Genomic DNA, 18,327 nt, shown 5'->3' on the forward strand with positions numbered 1-18,327 from the left:
GAGGTGACTGGTACCGCCGCGGCCCTGACCGCGGGCGAGCCGGCACTTTGGCACTCCGGGCGGACACCAGCGAGCCGGAGCCGCCGGCGGTTCCGGGCGTAGGCGCGGAGCCGACCATCAGGCCCCCGGCGAACCGACGGAACACGATGGAGGGCAGCGAACCGTGGGCCGTCCGGCGCCGGGGCGTCACCTGTCGTCGCAGGCCGTGGCTTCGAACTCCGCCAGGGGGACGGTGGTTGCGGACTCGTCACCGTCCTCTGAGATGTCGTCGTAGCGGACCGTTCCCGGGGTGAGCCGGTCGAGGTCGGTCACGTCGAAGGACACGCTCCTCGATGACCACGAGTCGTCCTTGGTCCAGCCGTGGAGGAGATAGGTGCTCTTGGGGGCGAGGGGGGTGAGAGGCCTGGTCGCGTCCCAGCCGGTGGAAGGAGCCTGGAGGTTCCAGGTGGCGAGACCCGCTGTGAGAGGGCGGTCAGCGGTCCATGAGCCGACAGCCGTCTGCTCGTTGACGTCCTCGCTGTCCACGTAGACGGTCGCGCCATCGATCCGATGCCCGCAGACCATCATGACGCCGAGCGGACGGCCGTCGTCGGACACGGAGATACCGGCGACCGCATCGACGGGAACGCTGCACCCCGTACTCGCGGTCACGGTCAGGCCGGCCGCGACGATGCCCACCACGCGCCGGAACGCCGACCGTGGAACGTTCGTCCGCATCGAGCCTCCTGCCCGGGAAGGTCGCTGCCGGTACCTCCCCACGCCTCGGATGGTAGGGACGATGCGTGTCGAGCCGCAGCGTCGGCACCCATACGTTGCGCTCTTGTTGTGCCCTTGTAGCCGACCGGTCCGGGGCGCCCACGCGAGGCGGAGGGCCACAGGGCGTCAACGCAGTACGCAGCGGGGATCTGCCGGGCGCGCCCCCGGCAGATCCCCGCTGCACGTGCCCGATGGTTCAGGCGGCCAGGGTGGAGACCTGGCCGCGGGCCGGTTTCGGCTCGAGGACGCGTTCGGCCAGGTAGCCGAACAGGAGCCCGAACGCCGCCCACAGCACGGCCTGGACGCCGATGGAGGCCAGACGGAACTCCCACAGGTCGACGGCCGGGAAGCCCTTCGGGGTGTTCTCGCCGGACGGCAGGACGACCATGGCGACGGCCACTGCCGCGACGAAGGCCCCGCCGGCGGCGATGGAGGCGTTCCAGTTGCCCCACGCCGGTGCCAGACGACGGCCCAGCAGGATCGCGCCGACGCCCAGCAGAACGCTCAGCGCGATCATCAGGACGAACAGGACGGTGCGCTTGTCGAGCGTGCCGGGATCGCCGACGGCGGGCGGATTCGCCGGGTACTTCAGGATCGGTACCAGGTAGACGAGGAGGAATCCGGCGAGCCCGATGAATGCCGCCGTCGCCCGGGCACCGAACCGGCCGATCCGGCCCAGCGCGAAGCAGAACGCCAGCGCCGCGATGCCGCCGACGGCGACGCCGAAGACGAGGACGCCCGTGGCGAGACCGGCCGTCGACTGCAGGGAACGGCTGACGAGTTCCTCGCCGCCGTGTTCATGGGATTTGGCCTCTTCGAACGCGATGGCCGCGTCCACCGGGCCTTCCCCGACCAGGTAGGCGAAGACGAAGGCGAGCACGCCGGCGGCGACGCCGGCGAGCATGCCGCGCACCAGCAGGGTGCGTACGGTGACGGAGTTCATGGATCCGGGCTCCGTCAGTGGCAGGGGAAACCGAGGAGGTGGCGGGCGTCGTGCACCCACTCGTGCACGCCCTCACCCGAGACCAGGGCGGTGGCGCCCTGCTCGGCGCCGACGAAGTACAGCAGGACCAGCATCAGGACACCGAAGAAGACCGCCCACGGGGCGATCGCCCGCAGCGGCAGCGGCGTGAGGGTCTGGGTGGTGGGAGTAGGGGCGGCAGTGGACTGCGCCATGGCGAGACCTCCTCGGGAACATCGCGTCCCGCATCGTGTGGAGCACGCGACGACGGCGTTGGGTCTGACTCACCACCCTCACCTGGCTGGAGGGGTGGCACACAGTGGCGCGACCGTGCCGGGCTTGCACCGGCTTCCGTGGCGCCGTCGTCCTTGTCGCCCCAGAGCGTAGGGGCAATGAGGGCTCCGGCCAACATGGCGTACGCCACCTACGATGAACCGACCTCAGCCACCCGGCGAAAGAGCCCACGTGACCGTCCGCCTCACCCTGCTGTGCGCCGCAGCCCGCGCGGAGCGAGACGTGCGCTTCGCCGACGTGCCCCTCGACGAGCGGGCGCTGCGACAGGCGAAGGCGGTCGCCGGCACCCTGCCCACGGCGGCCACCCTGTACACGGCGCCGTCGCAGCGGTGCACGCGGACGGCCCAGGTACTGGGGTGGGGCGCCGTCACCGAGGAACCGGCGCTGCGGGACATCGACATGGGGTCCTGGCACGGGCGGACGCTCGACGAGGTAGCGGCGAGTGACGGGCCCGGCCTCGTCGCCTGGATGTCGGATCCGGGAGCGGCGCCGCACGGCGGCGAGTCCGTGGCCGAGGTGTGCGAGCGGGTCTCCAGCTGGCTGGACGGACTGCCGGGCGATGCCGGGCGGGTACTGGCCGTGGTCGAGCAGGCCGTGGCACGTGCCGCGGTGATCCGCGTACTGGACGCGCCGCGGCGGTCGTTCTGGAACGTCGACGTTCCTCCCCTGTCCACCGTCCAGCTCACCGGCCGGGACGGCCGCTGGAATCTGCGGATGGGTGCCGTCGCCGGTGGTCCGCCATGAGCCCGTCCTGGTGCCGCATCAGCCAACGTCCGCCCTGTCGACGACCGTGCGCAGCCGTCTCGGCGGCGACGGTGAGCAGGTCGCGCCGGTCCTCGCCGTAGTGGTCCTGCATGTCGGCACGGAGGCGAGCAGGCCGTGGCGCGTGCCGCAGACGCCGGTCGGCTCAGGAACGTTCGGTGCGGCGGGCGGGCCGTCGCCTTGCGGCAGCAGTGGCTGAGCCCCAAGGCGACGGTGCCGGACGTCAGTTCTCGGACGAGGCGGTCCGCCGCTTGACCAGCCACCAGGCCACGCCGCCAAGCAGGAGCAGGACGACGACCACACCGACCACGATGCCGGAGGACATCCCGTCGTCCTCCTCGGCCGCCGTGTCACTGGCGGCCGCCGAGGCGTCCGTCCGAGTCGGGACGGCGGAGGGTGTGGACGCGGCCGCACTGGGCGTCGCGCTCGCGGTCTCCGTCGGACTCGGACTGACCGGCTTGGCGCCCGGGGCCGCCGCCTTCAACTCCAGTACCGGCGCGGGCTGTTCAGGTTCCGCGCCGCCGGTGGGCAGTTCGATCCAGCGGGAGACCTCGCCGTCGCTGTAGGTCTCGACCGTCTTGAACGCGATCTCCTTCGCGTCCGGCAGCTGACGGACCTTGATCTTGTGTTCGGCGTCGACGCCGGCCTTCAGAGCGGGGCCGCTGACGGCGTATCCGTCGTTCGACGCCTTCAGCTTCCAGCCCTTGGGGGCCTCGTCGAGCGTCACGTCAGCGGGAGCGATGCCCTTGGGCAGCACGACGCGCAGCTCGGTGAAGCCCGCGGAGTCGGACTCGGCCTCGGAGACGAAGCTGAGCGTGACGTTCTCGGCCAGGGCCTGGGCCTCGTCGGCTTCGACCTCCGCGTGCGCGGCGGCCGGTGCAGCCAGGGCGAGCATGGCCGTCAGTGCTGCGGCACCGGCGAGTGCGATCCGGCTGCCGGCCCGGGCCGGCAGCCGGGGCGTGGACACGGACATGGACACGGACATGGACACAGGGGAACTCCTTGCTGGTACGGGAAGAGCCGGTCCCGCGGACGTCAGGGACCGGTGAGGGACTGGAGGCGCTTGCACCGCGGTGGCCCCCTGCGCACCACCGCGTGCTCCAGTACGTCATCCCCTGCGTGCGCCGCCACCTCGAAGGGGGCGCCCGGCCGCCGGTCGGGCAGCACGAAGACCATGCGTCCGGTGTCGTGGACCGGTCGCGGCAGCGCCTGGGCCAGAGCCACGACGGCCGCCCTGGCCAACGTCCCCAGCGCGCCCAGGGCCGCCGTCATCCGTGCGTCCGCCCGGTGCAGCAGCCAGGCAACGACCAGCGCGGCGACCACGTGCACGGTCGTCATCGCGGCCCCGGCATGATGCCAGGCGTGACCGTCCGCGACCGCGGCCGTGCCGTGCCCGGCGTGCGTCGCGTGCCCCGGCACCGCCGTCTGCGTGTCCCCGTCCGCGGAGGACAGCGCGAGATGCAGCCCGCCCTGCACGGCCAAGGTGCACACGACGGTCGCGGTCGGCGGATACCGGCGGCGTGCCAGCGGCCATACCGCCGCGAACTGGGCCACGATCGATGCGCCCACCAGCCGCCAGGGCACCGCGCCTTCGGCGATCGCGTGAGCCGGCTGCCTGGTGGAAGACCTCTCGCGTACGGGTTTCAGGGAGGTCGCCGTGGTCATCGAGTCGGCCCCGTTCCGATCGCGGACGCTTTCACCTGAATCCGTTCCAGGGCCGCCTTCGGCGAGGAGACCCCCTTGGCCAAGTCTGAAGCTGGGATCGGAAGACGCCCAGCGTCGGGTCCGACTTGAGCTTCCCCTCGTTCCAGCACCGGGCGCCAGCTGAAGGCGACGACGACCACCGAGGCACGAAGGCCGCCTGCGGGACTCCGCGCCCGGTGGTGCGAGCGACGGCGGCCGGGGCGTCGCTGCGACGGCCGAGCGAAAAGGCCATCGGGACTGCGATGCAGAGGGAGATCTGGACAGCAGTCGGTCCCCCAAGGAGAAACGCCTGCCAGTACGGCCGCGGCCTGCCCCTGGTCGCCCAGCTCACCACCGCCTGGGCCACCCGTGCCGGCCCTTCTCGGCCTTCGCCTGTCTCTTCCTGTCCTTGCGCCCCGAACACGTCCCGAACGCCTCCCGAACGCGCCCAAGATGGACGACATCTGGGGGGCGCGAGGCCGATCCCGCCGCCTCGGGAAGAGCCTCGAACCCACCCGCAGCGGATCGCCGTTCCGAAGCGCCCCGTTCTCTTCGGGGGACGTGTGCCGGGACACTGCACGCCACCCCCAGCAGTCAGGCCTTCCGGCAGACCACCAAGGACACGGTCCGACCTAGACGTGCCAGTGGTAGCGGCGCTCGGGGCGGCCCGCCTGCCCGTAGCGCAGAGACACCTCCGCGTGGCCCGTGACACTGAGGTATTCGAGGTAGCGGCGCGCGCTCACGCGCGAGATGCCGACGTTCGCCGCGCACTCGGCCGCGGACAAGGTTCCGTCCGCCGCGCGCAATGCGCGCTGCACCAGCTCCGCGGTCTCCACACTCATGCCCTTCGGCAGAGTGGACGTCACCGTCGGTGCCGCCGCCCGTCCCAGTGCGCGGTCGACATCGGCCTGCCCGCTGACCATGGCGGCGTGCAGATTTCCACGCCGGGCGCTGTAGCGTTCCAGCCGGTCCTTGAGGTCGTCGGCGTCGAAGGGCTTCAGAAGGTAGTCGACCACGCCCTGGCGGACGGCACCCCGGACCGCCTCTGCCTCGCGGGCGGCACTGATCACCAGCACATCGCAGTCATGGGCCGCCGTCCGCAGCCTGCGGATGACGTCCAAACCGAACATATCGGGGAGATAGAGGTCGAGCAGAACCAGGTCGGGCTGCAATTCGGCGGCGGCGGCGAGCGCCTTTTCCCCGCAGTCCGCCGATCCGACCACGCGAAAGCCCTCGACACCGTCGACGAATCCGCGGTGGACCCGCGCCACCATGAAGTCGTCCTCGACAACCAGTACGTCGATCATCTGACTTCCTCCGTCTCCCGATCGGTGAGCTGACCCACGGACATCCGGGCGGTGAACATGGCGCCAGGCTGTGTGTTCGCCACCGACACCTCGCCCCCTCTGCGTGTGCAGACCAGCCGGGTGAGCGCCAGGCCGATACCCCGGTCGCCACCCTGCGCGGCCTTTGTGGTGAAGCCGCGGGAGAACACCTCCTGCGCCAGCTCAGGAGCCACACCCGGGCCCGAGTCACGCACGACGATCTCCACACTCGATGCGTCCTGGCGCAGCTCGACCTCCACCCAGGCGTCGTTCTCGTGGTCCGGGGCCGCGGCAGCGTCGAGGGCATTGTCGACGAGGTTGCCGAGCACCGTCGCCACGTCCGCGGAGTCCGTCGGCTCCAGCCGGTCCAGGGCCGTGAGCTCCGAGATGCGCAGCTGGACCCTGCGCTCCGCCGCGAGCGCGGACTTCGCCATGAGCAGCGCGGCGACGGCCCGGTCGCGGACCCGGCTGGTGAGGGTCAGGTCGAGCGACTCACGGTGCTTTCGCAGGGCGCGAACATACCGTACGACCTCGTCGTGCTCGCCGATCTGGATGAGCCCGGAGATGGTGTGCAGCTGGTTGGAGAACTCGTGGGCCTGCGCGCGCAGCAGTTCGGTGCTGCTGCGGAACGAGCCCAGTTCGCGTTCGAGCTGGGCCAGTTCGGTGCGGTCCCGCAGGGTCGTCACCGAGCCCAGCCGACGGCCGTCCTTGGTGACGTCCATCCGGTTCATCACCAGCACCCGCCCCCGCCGTACCACCACCTCGTCGCGCCGCTCGGTACCGTGCTCGGCGCCCTGTTCGGCGCCGCGCTCACCGCCGGTCCCGGCCAGTACGTCGTACAGCCTGCCCTCGATCCCCAGGCCGGCCAGGCTCATCCCGACGCAGTTCTCGGGAAGGTCGAGCAGTTTGCGGCCGACCTCGTTCACCAGGGTGAGCCGTAGCTGCGGGTCGAGCGCGATCACGCCCTCGGCGATCCCGAACAGCATCGCCTCGCGGTGCTCGGCGAGGCCCGCGATCTCGCGTGGTTCGAGGCCGAGGGTCTGGCGCTTGATCCGCCGGGCCAGCAGCCAGGACCCGGCCACACCGAGCACGCTCGCGATGCCGAGGTAGGCGAGCAGATACGACGAGGCGCCGTTCAGCCGCTGCCAGGCCGTGGGTGAGGCCCGTCCGATCATGACTGTGCCGAGGTGCTCGCCGACGTGGTTGTCGTTGTCGGCGAGCACCGGGACCTGGGCCACCAGCTCGCGGACCCCGTCCACCGACAGCTCCCCCGACCAGCCGCGCGCTTGCGCGACGTCGGGCCCGTCGACCGGCAGCCGCGTCCCGACCAGGGTGGGATTGGTGGCGGCGACGATCTCACCGGCGGCGTCGGCGACCGTGACGGAGGTGACGTTCGACTGGGTCAGCTTGGGCTGCAGCAGCGGCGCAAGTGTCTCCGCGGGCGCGGGTTGGCGGAGCTGGCTGCGCAACAGTGGGTTTCCGGCCATCTCCTCGGCGAGGGCGGTCACCCGGCGTCCCTCGACCCGGTCGAACGTCGCCTTCGACTGCGCCAGCGAGACCGCGGCGACCGCGACCAGCACCAGCACGACGATGGCGAGCTGCAAAACCAGCAGCTCACCGGCCAGTGTGTGGCGGCGTGACGTAACGACCACTATGAACTCAACCTTCAATGCTCACACAAGGCAGACGGGCTGTTCGCGGAACCGCACAATCATGGCGCCGGACTCGCCCAAGCGAAAGAGATGAGCCATGAGATCTCGCAGAGCCGCACTTCTCGGAGCTCTTGCCACCGTGTCGCTGCTCGCCGTGAGCGCCTGCGGCGCCACCGCGGAGAAGGAGGACTCGGGGGGCGGAAGCGGGAGCGACAAGCCCGTCTCCGGTCTTCGGTTGATGGTGCCCAACACTCCGGGCAGCGGGTACGACGTCACCGCCCGGACCGTCGCGCAGGTGATGCAGGACAGCAAGGTGGCGTCCGGGGTCCAGGTGTACAACCTGCCCGGGGCGGGCGGCACCGTGGGTCTGCAGCGTCTGGTGAACGAGAAGGGCAACGGCAAGCTGGCCATGCAGATGGGGCTGGGGGTCGTCGGTGCCGCGTACACCTCGAAGTCGGCGGCGACGCTGACCGACACCACGCCGATCGCCAAGCTGATCGAGGAGGCCGGCGCGATCGTCGTGTCGAAGGACTCCCCGTACAAGACGATGGACGACCTCGTCACCGCGTGGAAGAAGGACCCCAAGAAGGTCGCCGTGGGCGGCGGCTCGTCGCCGGGTGGCCCGGACCACCTGCTGCCGATGCAGCTGGCGAAGGCGGTCGGCATCGAGCCGAAGAAGGTCAACTACGTCTCGTACGACGGCGGCGGTGAGCTGCTGCCCGCCATCCTGGGCAACAAGATCGCCTTCGGCGCCAGTGGGTTCGGCGAGTTCCTCGACCAGATCGAGGCCGGGCAGGTGCGGGTGCTCGCGGTCACCAGCGAGAAGCCCATCGACGCGGTGAAGGACGCCCCCACGCTCAAGGACTCGGGGATCGACCTGGTCTTCACCAACTGGCGCGGGATCGTCGCCCCTCCCGGGATCACCGACGAGCAGAAGAAGACCTGGGTCGACTCCCTGACCAAGATGCACGACTCGAAGCAGTGGAAGGACGAGCTGACCAAGCGCGGCTGGACCGACGCGTTCGTCACCGGTGACGAGTTCGGCTCCTACCTGGAGGAGCAGGACAAGGCCGTCGCCGACCTGCTGGCAGAGCTCGGACTGGCATGAGCTCCCCGGTCGACGAACGGAGCGTCGAGGACGCCCGTCCGCCACAGGGCAAGGACCGCGCACAGTACGGTGTGTGCGCGTTCCTCGCCCTGCTGGGCACCGCGGTGATCGTGGACGGGCTCGGGATCCCGCACATCACCAGCAGCACCGACCCGGTGGGTCCGCGCGCGGTGCCCGTGTTCCTGGGCGTACTGCTCCTGGTGGTCGCGGTGCTGTACGCGGTTGATGTGGCCCGGGGCGGCCACGGTGAGCCGGAGGCCGGCGAGGACGTCGACCTCTCCCAGGGCACCGACTGGCGCACGGTGCTGCTGCTGATCGGCGCGTTCGTGGTGAACGCGGTGCTGATCGAACGGCTCGGCTGGGTGATCAGCGGCGCACTGCTGTTCTGGGGAACGGCCTTCGCCCTCGGCAACCGGCACTACATACGCAATCTGCTGATCGCGGTGACGATGTCGCTCACCACGTTCTACGCCTTCGCGATCGGGCTCGGTGTGAACCTCCCGGCCGGTGTGCTGCAAGGAATCCTGTGATGGACAACCTGAACAACCTCATGCAGGGCTTCGAGGACGTCGTCGCCCCGATGAACCTGCTGCTGGCCTTGATAGGCGTCCTGGTCGGCACCGCGGTGGGTGTGCTGCCGGGCATCGGCCCGGCGATGACCGTGGCACTGCTGCTGCCGATCACCTACGGCATGGAGCCGGTACAGGCGTTCATCATGTTCGCCGGCATCTTCTACGGCGGCATGTACGGCGGGTCGACCACGTCCATCCTGCTGAACACCCCCGGGGAGTCCTCCTCGGTGGTGACGGCCATCGAGGGCAACAAGATGGCCAAGGCCGGGCGGGCGGCGCAGGCGCTCGCCACCGCCGCGATCGGTTCCTTCGTGGCGGGCACGATCGGCACTCTGCTGCTGGTGCTGGTGACTCCGCTGGTGGTGGACTTCGCGATCAGCCTGGGTGCTCCGGACTACTTCGCCCTGATGCTGCTCTCCTTCATCGCGGTCACGTCCGTGCTGGGCGCGTCACGCGTCCGTGGTCTCATCTCGCTGCTGCTGGGTCTGACGATCGGCCTGGTCGGCATCGACTCGGTCTCCGGACAGCAGCGGCTCACCCTGGGCATCCCCCAGCTGGCCGACGGGATCGACGTGGTCGTCGTCGCCGTCGCCATCTTCGCCGTCGGCGAGGCGCTGTGGGTGGCCGCGCATCTGCGGCGCAAGCCCGTCGAGGTCATCCCGGTCGGCAGGCCGTGGATGGGGAAGAAGGACTGGAAGCGGTCCTGGAAGCCCTGGCTGCGGGGTACGGCGTTCGGCTTCCCGTTCGGTGCGCTCCCGGCCGGTGGTGCGGAGATCCCGACCTTCCTGTCGTACGCGACGGAGAAGCGGCTGACCAAGCACCCGGAGGAGTTCGGCAAGGGCGCGATCGAGGGTGTGGCCGGTCCGGAGGCGGCGAACAACGCCTCCGCGGCGGGCACCCTGGTCCCGATGCTGGCGCTCGGGCTGCCGACTAACGCGACCGCCGCGGTCATGCTGGCGGCGTTCCAGTCGTACGGCATCCAGCCCGGCCCGCTGCTGTTCGAGCGGGAGGCGAGCCTGGTCTGGGTGCTGATCGCCAGCCTGTTCATCGGCAATCTGCTGTTGCTCCTGCTGAATCTGCCGCTCGCGCCGGCCTGGGCGAAACTGCTGCAGATTCAGCGCCCCTACCTGTACGCGGGAATCCTGTTCTTCGCGTCGATGGGTGCGTACGCCGTCAACGCGCAGCCCCTGGACCTGTTCCTGCTGCTGTTGCTGGGACTCCTCGGCTTCGCGATGCGACGGTTCGGACTGCCGGTGCTGCCGCTGATCATCGGCGTCATCCTCGGCCCGCGGGCCGAACTGCAGGGACGGCGCTCCCTGCAGCTGTCGGGCGGCGAACTGTCGGGGCTGGTGGGCGGACCGGTGTCCTACGCGGTCTACACGGTGATCGTGCTGATTGTCGTCTGGCCGCTGGTGCGGCGGTTCGTCGTACGTCCCCTGCGTGAGCGAAGTGCCTGAGAGTGCCGAGAGTGCCTGGGAGGGAGAGCAGACATGACCGTACTGGTCGGATACGTACCCTCACCCGAGGGTGAGGCCGCGCTGCGCGCGGGAATCGACGAGGCCCACCGGCGCGGCGAGAAGCTGCTGGTGGTGAACACCTCGCGGGGTGACGCCTATGTGGACCCGCGCTTCGCGCAGGAGCCCGATCTGGCTCATGTCCGCGAGGACCTGGCCGCGCTGGGGATCGAGTTCGACATCCGCCAGGTGCTCGGCGGCGGCGATGCCGCCGACGAGATCATCGAACTGGCGGAGCAGGCGGACGTATCTGTGGTGGTGATCGGGCTGCGGCGCCGGAGCGCGGTCGGCAAGCTGATCATGGGCTCCGCCGCGCAGCAGATCCTTCTGGGAGCCGGCTGCCCGGTCCTCGCCGTGAAGGCCCCTGTCTGAGCCCGCCGCCCCACGGGCGCTGGTTCTAGATGACACCCCACATTCCGGCGATTCCGCTACCCAGAGGCCGAGGAGCCGGTGCTGACCTGGGGGCGGTGAGCTTTCCCCGACTACCGGGGTGGGGGGACTTGATCAGCAGTTCCGGTGCGTCAGCCGCGTCCTGCGAGCCGACTCCGTACGAGCCGGAGCGCTCCCCTGAGTCGTTTTCAGTGCGGGCCGTCCAGCGCACTCCGATCAGCCACAGACAGGGACCTGCGACTCAGCGGTTGCGCGGATCCCCGCTCGTCTGCCGCCACCCTCGCCACCGCCACCGGAGCGGTGTCGAGGCAAACGTTGAACTGATGCGCAGCGGATTCAATCCGTTGACCCAAAGTCCCGGCTGCCGGGACCTCAGGGACCGGGTAGCCGCACTGGCCGCGGCGATGAAACGGGCACTGCCCGCCGACTTCGCCCTCGTACGGGCGTGGAAGGGCGAAGTCGCTCCGGTAGTCACCGATGATCCGCACTGGCCGCTGCGTCTTCACGGTGATCCCTTTGGTTGCGCTGTGAGCCGGCCTGCCGGGGAGGGCGCCGGAGACGGTCCTGAATGGGTGGTGCGCAGCGCGGTCGGCCTGCCGACAATGGTCCCGAACCACGTCCCCGCCGGCAGCGGGCCCTGTACGCCGCGCCCATGTCTCACGGAGTGGGCCTGTGCGGCCCTGTGTTCACGCTCCACGGCTCGGGTCACGTCTTCCCGCCCAGCGGCCGGTTCGACGCGGAAGAAACCTGTCGCATCTCCCGGGCCCTGGGGCGGGTGTCCCTGTTCGCCGCGCCCAAGCGCCGCCGCTATACCTGCCGAGCAGGTCGAGGTCATGCACATCCACGTCGCCGATAACCATGAGCGAGTTCTACGTCCAGCAGGGCCACCCAGGCGCTGCAGTCCCGTCACTCGACGCCACCCACAAATGAACGTTTCCGCAGGTCACAGACCTGCTCAGGTGGGGCGGGTGGGACTCGAACCCACGGCCGACGGATTATGAGTCCTTTGGGGATCTTGGCGGTCCTTGGCAATCTGCGTCGATTCACGGCGTTGTTGCAGGTCAGCCGTGTGCACCTGTGTCGGCCTTGTGCGGTCCTTGTCGGTTGGTTCCTGTCCTTGCGGTCCCTCCGTGGTCCCTGCCGCTCCCTGAGTGACTGCCCAATACGTAATCCCGAACGTCGCTCCAGCTCAGCGGACACGGTCGGAACATGGCACAGCGGATTCCCCTTCCACCGCGCAGAGGCTGGCCGCGCAGGCTCTGCGGCGGGTGCTCTGTCCCTCGAGGGAGCTAGGCGCAGGTGTCCACCGTGAGGTGACGATTCCGGGCCCATTCCGACGAACTCGATGTCGCCGAGTTCGGCAACAGCAGCCCACAGTGGCACGGCGTAGCACCGGATGCTCACTGGCCTGGAATCGGAGACCAGGTGCCACCACACCCGCATCCCGAGCCACGCGACGACCATCCCGACCGCGGCACGACTGGAGTACTGCTCCGCCCCCGCGGGACACACCGGCCCGGCATGACGGGTGCAGCCGTGAAGCCGGTGACGCGGCGGGAGGGCCGCGTCACCGGCGGGTCGGGGCGGCCGTACAACGGGCCCGGGCTGCTACGAAGAGATGACCTTGTTCTGCCGGGCGTTGCGTGCCAGCCGCTCGCGGACCAGCGCGAAGGCCACCACGGCCCCGGCCACCAGGGTGGACAGGACGACCTGGTCGCGGCCGCCGCCGTCGGCGCTGTCGGTCAGCATGTAGACCAGGACGAACGTGATCATCGCGATGGTGGCCCAGGTCAGGTACGGGTAGAGCCACATCCTGACGACCAGCCTGTCCGGCGATTCCCGCTGGATGATCTTGCGCATCCGCAGCTGGGAGAAGCAGATCACCAGCCAGACGAAGAGGGCGATTGCGCCGGAGGAGTTCAGCAGGAACTGGAAGACCGTTTCCGGCCAGAGGTAGTTGAAGGCGACGGCGACGAAGCCGAAGACCACCGAGGCCAGGATGGCCGCCTGCGGGACTCCGCGCCCGGTGGTGCGGGCGAAGGCGGCCGGGGCGTCGCTGCGACGGCCGAGCGAGAACGCCATCCGGGACGCGGTGTAGAGGCCGGAGTTGAGACAGGACAGCACGGAGGTGAGCACGATGGCGTTCATGATCTCGCCGGCGTGCGGGATGCCGATGGAGTTCAGCGCGGCGACATACGAGCCGTCCTTGAGGATCGCCGGGTCGTCCCAGCGCAGCAGCGACACCACGACCAGGATCGAGCCAAGGTAGAACACCGCGATCCGCCAGATCACGCTGTTGGTGGCTTTGGTGACCGCGGCCTGCGGGTCCTCGGTCTCGCCGGCGGCCAGGGTGACGATCTCGCTGCCCATGAAGGAGAAGACCACCATCAGGATGCCGGTGAGGATCGCCCCCGGCCCGTTGGGCAGGAACCCGCCGTGCTCGGTCAGGTTGGAGAAGCCGGATGCCGGGTGGTCCGAGCCGGGCAGCAGGCCGAAGATCGCGAGTCCGCCGATCACGATGAACGCGGCGATGGCGACGACCTTGATGCCGGCGAACCAGAACTCGAACTCGCCGTAGGAGCTGACCGAGACGAGGTTGGTGGCGGTGAGAACGACCATGACGAGCAGGGCCCAGCCCCACTGCGGGACCGCAGGGATCCACCCGGCCAGGATCTTGGCGCCGGCGGTCGCCTCGACGGCGAGCACCACGACCCAGAAGAACCAGTACAGCCAGCCGATGGTGAAGCCGGCCCAGCGACCCAGCGCACGGTCGGCGTAGGCGGAGAACGAGCCGGAGGTGGGGTTGGCCGCGGCCATCTCGCCGAGCATCCGCATCACGAAGACGACGAGGGTGCCGACGAGCAGGTAGGAGATCAGGATGCCGGGACCGGCGGCGGCGATGCCGGATCCGGAGCCGACGAACAGGCCGGCACCGATGACACCACCGATCGCGATCATCGACAGGTGACGGTTCTTCAGCCCGGCTTGCAGGCCGGATCCTTCTGAGGCGCTCTCGGTGGTGGTCACCGGATCGGGGGCGGGACGAGGGGCTTGTGTTGTCATCTCGACATCCAGGAAGCAGGTGGGGACGAGGGAAGGTTCCGGCGGGATCGGGCGGGGTGGCCGCGTGGATGCCGCCGGGCGGGGTGTGCGGGGGTGCCGGGTAACAGTGCGGGTGGCGATCACGGTCGGTGGGAGGGCATGGTGGACCGTGGCCTCCGGGTCCGGTGCCTGCTGGACCGGTCGAACCGGTGGCGTTCAGGAAAATAGTTCAGGACGATCGAATAAAACAAGGGGTCCAGTCGTCCACCCCATGGCGTCAGCGCGCCGTCTCCCCGGGGCACGCATGCCTCGCACCCGCCCCCTCACACCCCGTCGGCGGACCCCGGCGACACGCCCGCCGGGGCGTAAATCCCCAGGTCGGGGCTATGGCGAGCCGACCGCCACCCGCACCCCCTCCCCCGCCTTCCGGACCGGTCGCGGCAGGGTCTTGTTTAACTGTTCACCTTGCTCTAATTTTTCCTGCATCGCGACCCGCTCCTCCCGTCGCGACGTCCGTGCCGTGCCGCGCCATGCCGTGCCCCGGCTGTTCCGGGCTGATTCGGAACCTCCTCGGGAGTCCCCATGCATCGCACAGTGGCGTCGTCGCGGGAACCACCGGCGGACCTTCCCCCTCACCGAGCGCGAGCGCGAACTCTCCCTCGGAGTCGACCGGACGCACCGCATGACGGCCGTCGTGGGCCGCGGCCGCGATCAGCAGGCCGTTAGGGTGGCGTCGTGGCGAATGCAGCGGGCAAGTTCGGGCCTTACAACCAGCCAGGCCCGGCCCGGACAACGTCGGTCACCGGTGTGGGACACGCCCGCGCCCTGCCCGGCGGGGGTCAGAGCGGATCCGATCTCGTCCGGTCACGGATCGCACTGCGGGTACGCCTGCGATCCGTGCAGCCTGGAGACCGGCTGCCGGACGCCGGGGTCCTCGCCGAGGAGCTGGGAATAGGCGAGATCACCGTGCGCCGCGCGCTGGAGGGCATGTGCCAGGACGGCCTGCTCGACCGCCGGCGCGGACGGGCAGGCGGAACCTTCGTCGCGCAGGACTGGGACACCGTCGTAGCCCTGACCCACGACCCCGAGGAGGCGGCTTCGCTGGACGCCTTCCAGCTCCTGCTCGAATGCGGCCTCGTGGCGCACAGTTCAGGAGAGGTCCCGGCCGAACGGCTGGACGGGCTTCGGGCGCTGGTCGAGGAGATGGAACAGACCGACGACCCGGCACGCCTGGCCGAGTTGGAGACCCGATTCCACCTGGACCTCGCGGTGGCGCTCGGCGGCGCCGGAATCCGCGAGTTCGCCGCCGATCTGCTCGGCCGACTGTGCCTGCTGCTGCCCGCACCGCAGCCCGCGGTCGTACGGGCGCAGAACCGCTGCCACGCCGAACTGCTCGCCGAACTCGGGCGGGGCGCGACCGATCCGGCCGTGCAGGCGGTGAAGGCACACCACAGTTCCCGGCACCGCTGACGCCCGGTCCGTGCCGGCCCGGCCGTCGAGAACCCGCGCATCCATAACCCGCGCAACCATCACGCCGCCACACCGCACGAGGAGTTGCCGCCATGCCCAACCCCGGAGCCGGCCCGCTGTCCCCGCCGGGTCCCGTCGGCGGCGCGCCGCAGCGGCTGCGCGGCGGCGTCCTCGGCATGGCGGACATCGCCGCCGCCACCATGGCCAACGTCGGCCCGGCCATGAGCTTCTTCTTCGGTTTCGCCTTCCTGGCCACGACCGCGGGCGTGGCGTCACCGCTGACCATCCTGGCCGCGGGCATCGCGGTGGCGCTCCTCGGCAACACGCTGGCGGAGTTCTCCCGGGCGCACCCCTCGGCGGGCAGCTTCATCACCTTCGTCGGCAAGACCTTCGGGCCGGTCAGCGCGGTGACCACGGCGCTGCTGGCGGCGCTGGGCTACATCATCGCGATGTCCGGCGTCATCTCGATCTCCGGCGGGTTCGTGCAGATCACCCTGCACCACTACACCGGCGTGGACCTGCCGTGGATCATCTGGACGCTGCTGCTCACCGGGCTGGCCGTGGCGCTGATGCTGCGCGGGGTGGTGGTCTCCACCAAGTGGGCCGGCTACTTCTTCGGCGCGGAGATGCTGGTGCTGGTCGTGGTCTCGGTCGCCGCGCTGGTGGAACACCGCGGCGAGCTGTCCTTCGACCCGTTCCTGCCCAGCCACATCAGCGACGGCTTCAAAGGGCTGGCGGCCGGCTTCCCGCTGGCGGTGTACCTGTTCATCGGCTGGGAGAACTCGGCGGCACTCGCCGAGGAGACGGAGAATCCGCGGCACAACGTCGGCCGCGCGGTGTTCTCCTCCGTCGCGATCATGACGGTGAGTTACATCCTCTTCGCCTACGCCACGGTGACCGGCTTCGGCTACGACGTGACCCGACTCGGCGCCTCCCGGATCCCGTTCATCGAGGTGGCCCACCACACCCTCGGCGTGCTGGCGTTCCTCGCCTACCTCGGCGGACTCACCTCCACCCTCGGTGTGCTGATCGCCGGCATCAACTCCCAGGCCCGCCTGGTGTTCAACGCCGGACGCGAGGGGCTGCTCCCCTCCTTCTTCGGTTATGTGCACCCCATCCGCCGCACACCGAACAAGGCGATCATCACCTTCACCGCCACCGCCCTGCTGATCATCGGCGGCTGGGGCCTGGGCCACCTGCTGGGGTCCTCCGGCGACTCGATGAACCCGGTGGTCTTCTTCACCGAGTCATCGACCCTCGGCGCCATCCTGATCCTGCTGGTCTACCTCGCGTCCAACATCGCCCTGCCGCTGTACTACCGCAGGTACCGGCCGCAGGAGTTCCGGGTTGTCCGGCATCTGGTACTGCCCGCGCTCGGCACGGTGGCCATCCTGGTCCCGCTCTACTTCCTCGCCAAGCCGGGCCAGCCCGCGCCTTACAACTGGTTCCCCTACGTGGCGGTCGCCACCCTGCTCGCCGCCGTCGGCTACGCGGCCCTCCTGGTCCGACGCGACCCGACCCTGGCCGAACGCGTCGGCTCCATCGTGGCCGACGCGGACTGAGGGGTCCTCACGACCGGCGAGAGCGCAGACTCGACGAGGACGGACTGATCGGCGCGGCAGCCCTGCTGCTCCTCTGGTCGCGCGGCTGGGCGGAGCCAGTCGTGGCGCCACCGGAGCCCCAATGGGACAGTGACTTGGGTATCGATCAACGACGGGCCAACAGGCGACGCCGTGGACCGGCCCCAGGAGATCAGGCTCGTACGTCTCGTTGCTGAACCTCCTTGAGTACTCCGGCCACCGTCGCGAAGTCGTTGTCCACGTGGAGGACGGTGCGCCCGTGGTGAACCGCGGTCGCACACACCAACAGGTCGATCGGTCCTGCCGCGCGATGTTGGCCATGCTGTGTCAGTTTGTACTGGGCGGTGTCGACCCAGCGCCAGGCGTTCTTCGGAACGGGAGAGAGCAGGCACAGTGCGTCCAGCTCCTCCGCGAGCTCGTCCCGGTGGGACGGGCTGGTTGCCGAGTAGAGGAATTCGGCGCGTGTCGGCTCGCAGATGTGGAACACCCCGGCGGCGATGTGTCCCTCCCAGGGCGGCAATGCCCCGGGGGTGCGGAACAGGTGCCACAGGGCGGAGGTGTCGAGCAGGTACGTGATCACTCGAAGGCCTCGCGTCGGGCACGCTTGCCTGCGTCATGCGCCGCCGCAGCCTGCTCGAACTCGCCGCGCGCACCGCGCGCGGCCAGTTTCTCGGCAGCATCGAGGCGCTTGATCCGGGCCACGTAGTCCCGCAGGGCCGCGTTGACCGTCTCCTTCTTCGTCGTGACGCCCATCAGCCGCATGGCCTCGGCGAGTGCCTCGTCATCGAGATCAATCTGCGTGACGGACATCGAGCACCTCCAGCATCCATAATGTATGCCATCAAGATACATCGCCAACATTAGAGTGCGCCACCGTCACGGAGACTTCGGACGCGACGGAGTCCATCGTCGTCAACATGTCACTGGAAGGCGCGGAAGCGGGCGCCAGGTCGGCTGCGAAGAGCGCGAGGAGTAGCGGCATCGCCATGGTCGCGCGCCGAGGTCGCCCACCTACAGCGCCTGGGGCACGTAAGGGCTTCATGCGCCTCAAACCGCGTCCCGAATATTGTCCAGTCGATCATCAAAACGTGGCTGCGACGTGCCACCAGGCCCCTCAACTCACCTAGGACCAATGCCGGTGACTTAGATGGTCCTGGCTCGTTGGTTGTGGTGTGGCGAGGGTGGGGCAGGTCAGGTCGTCGGCGGGTGAGCGTTTGT

Annotated in this window: 18 protein-coding genes; 8 read left to right on the forward strand and 10 right to left on the reverse strand. The window is 69.6% G+C overall.

Features of this window, described 5'->3' with window-relative positions:
• Window positions 1-186: 186 nt before the first annotated feature.
• From ACZ5XS_RS27910 to ACZ5XS_RS27920, 3 genes are all read right to left on the reverse strand, one after another.
• Window positions 187-717, reverse strand: a complete 531-nt coding sequence (locus tag ACZ5XS_RS27910) for a hypothetical protein (RefSeq protein WP_468655787.1) — start codon at window positions 715-717, stop codon at window positions 187-189.
• 235 nt (window positions 718-952) lie between these two features.
• Complete coding sequence (locus tag ACZ5XS_RS27915) at window positions 953-1,699, reverse strand: CbtA family protein (RefSeq protein WP_468655789.1); 747 nt, start codon at window positions 1,697-1,699, stop codon at window positions 953-955.
• Window positions 1,700-1,713: 14 nt separating this feature from the next.
• A complete protein-coding gene (locus tag ACZ5XS_RS27920; protein WP_285514592.1) occupies window positions 1,714-1,932 on the reverse strand; it encodes a CbtB domain-containing protein in 219 nt (72 codons plus the stop codon).
• Window positions 1,933-2,182: 250 nt separating this feature from the next.
• Between ACZ5XS_RS27920 and ACZ5XS_RS27925 the strand changes: the two genes are divergently transcribed.
• Together ACZ5XS_RS27925 and ACZ5XS_RS27930 are read left to right on the forward strand one after the other, a co-directional pair.
• Window positions 2,183-2,755, forward strand: coding sequence for a histidine phosphatase family protein (locus ACZ5XS_RS27925; protein WP_468655791.1), 573 nt, complete (start codon window positions 2,183-2,185; stop codon window positions 2,753-2,755).
• A 10-nt stretch (window positions 2,756-2,765) separates the two neighbouring features.
• Window positions 2,766-2,972 (forward strand): hypothetical protein, encoded by a 207-nt coding sequence (locus ACZ5XS_RS27930; RefSeq protein WP_468655793.1) that lies wholly within the window; start codon window positions 2,766-2,768, stop codon window positions 2,970-2,972.
• Window positions 2,973-2,996: 24 nt separating this feature from the next.
• Here ACZ5XS_RS27930 and ACZ5XS_RS27935 read toward each other — a convergent pair whose 3' ends face one another.
• The 4 genes from ACZ5XS_RS27935 to ACZ5XS_RS27950 all read right to left on the reverse strand — a co-directional run bounded on the left by ACZ5XS_RS27935 (window position 2,997) and on the right by ACZ5XS_RS27950 (window position 7,433).
• A complete protein-coding gene (locus ACZ5XS_RS27935) occupies window positions 2,997-3,758 on the reverse strand; it encodes a DUF1775 domain-containing protein (protein ID WP_468655833.1) in 762 nt (253 codons plus the stop codon).
• A gap of 50 nt (window positions 3,759-3,808) precedes the next feature.
• Window positions 3,809-4,438 (reverse strand): hypothetical protein, encoded by a 630-nt coding sequence (locus tag ACZ5XS_RS27940; protein ID WP_468655795.1) that lies wholly within the window; start codon window positions 4,436-4,438, stop codon window positions 3,809-3,811.
• A gap of 650 nt (window positions 4,439-5,088) precedes the next feature.
• The gene (locus ACZ5XS_RS27945) at window positions 5,089-5,763 is read right to left on the reverse strand and encodes a response regulator (protein ID WP_468655797.1); all 675 of its coding nucleotides are present in this window, start codon (window positions 5,761-5,763) and stop codon (window positions 5,089-5,091) included.
• The gene (locus tag ACZ5XS_RS27950; RefSeq protein WP_468655799.1) at window positions 5,760-7,433 is read right to left on the reverse strand and encodes a sensor histidine kinase; all 1,674 of its coding nucleotides are present in this window, start codon (window positions 7,431-7,433) and stop codon (window positions 5,760-5,762) included. The genes ACZ5XS_RS27945 and ACZ5XS_RS27950 overlap by 4 nt, the downstream gene beginning before the upstream one ends.
• A gap of 97 nt (window positions 7,434-7,530) precedes the next feature.
• Between ACZ5XS_RS27950 and ACZ5XS_RS27955 the strand changes: the two genes are divergently transcribed.
• Genes ACZ5XS_RS27955 through ACZ5XS_RS27970 form a run of 4 tightly spaced genes read left to right on the forward strand, consistent with a single transcriptional unit; the run spans window position 7,531 to window position 10,999 of the window.
• Window positions 7,531-8,541 (forward strand): Bug family tripartite tricarboxylate transporter substrate binding protein, encoded by a 1,011-nt coding sequence (locus tag ACZ5XS_RS27955; RefSeq protein ID WP_468655801.1) that lies wholly within the window; start codon window positions 7,531-7,533, stop codon window positions 8,539-8,541.
• Window positions 8,538-9,071: a tripartite tricarboxylate transporter TctB family protein gene (locus ACZ5XS_RS27960; RefSeq protein WP_468655803.1), complete on the forward strand. Its 534-nt coding sequence runs from the start codon at window positions 8,538-8,540 to the stop codon at window positions 9,069-9,071. The genes ACZ5XS_RS27955 and ACZ5XS_RS27960 overlap by 4 nt, the downstream gene beginning before the upstream one ends.
• Window positions 9,071-10,570, forward strand: a complete 1,500-nt coding sequence (locus ACZ5XS_RS27965; protein ID WP_468655805.1) for a tripartite tricarboxylate transporter permease — start codon at window positions 9,071-9,073, stop codon at window positions 10,568-10,570. Before ACZ5XS_RS27960 ends, ACZ5XS_RS27965 begins: the two co-directional genes overlap by 1 nt.
• Before the next feature lie 33 nt (window positions 10,571-10,603).
• A complete protein-coding gene (locus ACZ5XS_RS27970) occupies window positions 10,604-10,999 on the forward strand; it encodes a universal stress protein (protein WP_468655808.1) in 396 nt (131 codons plus the stop codon).
• Window positions 11,000-12,625: 1,626 nt separating this feature from the next.
• Here ACZ5XS_RS27970 and ACZ5XS_RS27975 read toward each other — a convergent pair.
• On the reverse strand, window positions 12,626-14,080 hold the full coding sequence (locus ACZ5XS_RS27975) for an amino acid permease (protein ID WP_468655812.1): 1,455 nt from the start codon (window positions 14,078-14,080) through the stop codon (window positions 12,626-12,628).
• 714 nt (window positions 14,081-14,794) lie between these two features.
• Between ACZ5XS_RS27975 and ACZ5XS_RS27980 the strand changes: the two genes are divergently transcribed.
• Both ACZ5XS_RS27980 and ACZ5XS_RS27985 read left to right on the forward strand, forming a co-directional pair.
• Entirely contained in the window at window positions 14,795-15,529 is a 735-nt protein-coding gene (locus ACZ5XS_RS27980; RefSeq protein WP_468655814.1) for a FadR/GntR family transcriptional regulator, read from the forward strand.
• Window positions 15,530-15,621: 92 nt separating this feature from the next.
• Window positions 15,622-17,091, forward strand: a complete 1,470-nt coding sequence (locus tag ACZ5XS_RS27985; protein WP_468655816.1) for an APC family permease — start codon at window positions 15,622-15,624, stop codon at window positions 17,089-17,091.
• Window positions 17,092-17,281: 190 nt separating this feature from the next.
• Here ACZ5XS_RS27985 and ACZ5XS_RS27990 read toward each other — a convergent pair whose 3' ends face one another.
• On the reverse strand, window positions 17,282-17,689 hold the full coding sequence (locus ACZ5XS_RS27990) for a PIN domain-containing protein (RefSeq protein ID WP_468655818.1): 408 nt from the start codon (window positions 17,687-17,689) through the stop codon (window positions 17,282-17,284).
• Entirely contained in the window at window positions 17,686-17,919 is a 234-nt protein-coding gene (locus ACZ5XS_RS27995) for a type II toxin-antitoxin system VapB family antitoxin (RefSeq protein ID WP_030606313.1), read from the reverse strand. Before ACZ5XS_RS27995 ends, ACZ5XS_RS27990 begins: the two co-directional genes overlap by 4 nt.
• Window positions 17,920-18,327 lie beyond the last annotated feature (408 nt).

This window comes from Streptomyces sp. NPDC033131 (assembly GCF_055578365.1).